This window comes from Cyclonatronum sp., assembly GCF_022565315.1.
Lineage (GTDB): Bacteria > Bacteroidota > Rhodothermia > Balneolales > Cyclonatronaceae > Cyclonatronum.
This window is the reverse complement of the sequence record NZ_JAIUMX010000200.1, coordinates 1-2583: the sequence shown is the minus strand read 5'-3', so window position 1 is coordinate 2583 and position 2583 is coordinate 1. Positions and strand designations below refer to the sequence as shown.

The following is a 2583-nucleotide window of genomic DNA, read 5'->3' as shown; positions in this document are numbered from 1 at the left end:
TGCTCGATGATCCTGACGGACTGCTTGAAGGAAGCGGCAAAATGATGCGTCATATCAAGCTTAGAAATCTTTCAGATATTGATGAACCGCTCCTTCGCAAATGGTTCACAATACTCGCCCAAAGTGCCTCGGATTAAATAAAAAAAGGCTTAGCGGAATTCTTTCAGGAATGAGAGCAGGCTCTGATGCCGGATGCCTTCGAGCGTTGCGGGGCTGTTTTCATCCATACTGACCACTATTTTCGGATAATTATCGGGGATGGCTTTCAGGTTTCCGAATTCCCTTTCGATTGTTTCGGGGCCGGAGAGCAGGTAAGCGACCTGCACATAAACGGTTTCGCCCTGCCGGCGGGCAACAAAATCGATTTCCCGCTGCTGATCTTTGCCAATCAGCACTTCGAAACCATGGCTCTTCAGATGGTGATGCACTACGTTTTCCATAATCTGTGCAATATCAGCTATGCGGTAACCGGTGATCGCATTGCGGATTCCGGTATCCTGAAAGTAGTACTTTTCACCAATTTCAAAATGTTTACGGCCGCGAATGTCGTATCGGGGCACTTTGTACAGCACCTGCGCCGAAACCAGATAAGAGAGATAGTCGAGCACGGCATTAACTGAGACCGTGATCCGCTGCGATTTTAGGTAATCGCTTATTTTTTTTGCTGAAAGCAGGCTTCCGGTTGTATCAGCCGAATACACAAGCAAATCATTCAGAAACCGCACGTTCCTGATCTGCCAGCGGCTTATCACATCTTTGTACACAACGGTATCCAGGATATTTCGGAGATAATCGTACACAATTTCATCCTCAAGACCGAGGTGGATGAGAAACGGCAGGCCACCAAAGCGGAGGAATTTCTGAAGCGCAGCCTGTTCCCCGGGCAGACCGTGAAACCTGCAAAATTCTTCAAAGTCGAGGCTGTAAACAGGGATATCTATGTAGCGCCCGCTTAATCGGGTTGCCAGCTCGCCTGAAAACATGTCTGCATTGCTGCCTGTTATCCACAAATCAACATGCTGCTGAGCGGCAAGACTTCTTACAACGCGCTCAAATCCTGCAATTTCCTGAATTTCATCAATGTAGATGAAATAGCGGTCTGCCTGCTTTGCATCCATCTGTCTGCGAATGTGCGCACTCAGGTCCTCAGCCGTCCGGATATGGAAATTGGCTTCATGTTCCATATCGATGCGGATGTGATGATGCGAGCCCGGCAGCTTTTCCGCCTTTTCCTGAATGCGCTTTAGCAGAAAGCTTTTACCCGTACGCCGCTGACCGCTGAGCACTTTAATCAGCGGTTTCCAAAGCCAGCGCTCCATTTTATTGAGATATTTCGGACGATCGAACACGGTTCAAATATTTTGTTCATAGCAAAAACTTTCAGCAATATTATGCATTAATTTGCCCATACACAAAACTTTTGGGTTTAAACACCATTTCTTCATCTACAGACAAATGACAAAAAAGCTTACAACCCCCGGCCTGCTCCCTAACCTTTATCCTGCCCGCCGACGGGTTGCCGCGGTCAAGACGCTGATCGGCTTCGGCTAATCAGTCCTGCGGCTTCAGGGCGGGCAGCAGGCGCTGCAGTACCTCCGCAAGCTGCTCCGGATCAAGCGGTTTGGTGAGGAAATCGTCCATGCCGGAAAGCAGGGCTTTTTCGCGCTCCTCTTTCAGCGCGCCGGCAGTAAGAGCTATTATAGGTACGCGGCGGCGGTGGGCCGTGCCGCTTTTTTGCTCCAGATCTCTGATTTTTCCGGTGGCTTCGGTGCCGTCGAGACGGGGCATCTGCACATCCATCAGAATCAGATCAGGGCGGTGTGCCTCCCATAGCGCAACGGCGGCTTCGCCGTCAGCGGCCTGCAGCAAACGTGCTTCGGGCAGCATTTTTTTGAGCACCGTGCGGATCAGCAGCATATTCAGCTGAATATCCTCTGCGATCAGGATGCTGCAATTCAGGTTTTGAAGCGCCGCTTCAATTGATGCGGTTTCGGAGGTTACGGTCGCGGCCGCGGCCTCTCTTCCCGAACCGGCGTCGGCACTGTTCTGCTCCGGACCCTGCGGCTCCTCATTAGGGCCCGGCTCCGGTGTGCCGCTACCGATTTTACGGATGTAGTACCACAGCTCGGTTGCTTTAACAGGCTTCACCAGGCTGAAGACTACCCCATAACTGCGAAACTGCTGCCGTAACTCATGGGTATCAACGGCACTGTGCAGCAGCAGCACCGGCAGCTTTTCCGGGCCAAGCGCGAGCTCCTCCCTGATCTGCCGCAGGGTTTCCAGCCCGTCCATATCGGGCATGTGGTAATCGAGCACCATCATCCCGAAATCTTCTTCCTTTAGGGCAGCAATGGCCGCAGTACCGGAAGCGCAGCTCCGGAAATCCAGATGCCAATAGCTGAAATTGTGCTCAAGGATAAGACGGTTCGAATCGTTGTCGTCAACGATCAGAATTTTACCCGGGTTGGGTGTATCCGTTTTGGGAATTACGGGACTATCAGTGAAATCGGTTTCCAGCGTAAACCCAAATACCGAGCCGGCACCCGGCTCGCTCTTCACCCAAATTTTACTGCCCATTTTTTC

2 protein-coding genes are annotated in these 2583 nt (G+C 51.5%); both read right to left on the bottom strand.

Annotated features, from left to right (window positions below):
- Window positions 1-149: 149 nt before the first annotated feature.
- The gene (locus LAT75_RS15580) at window positions 150-1349 is read right to left on the bottom strand and encodes an ATP-binding protein (RefSeq protein ID WP_291483765.1); all 1200 of its coding nucleotides are present in this window, start codon (window positions 1347-1349) and stop codon (window positions 150-152) included.
- A gap of 202 nt (window positions 1350-1551) precedes the next feature.
- Window positions 1552-2583: response regulator (locus tag LAT75_RS15575; protein ID WP_291483763.1), on the bottom strand; the 1032-nt coding region annotated here is incomplete at its 5' end.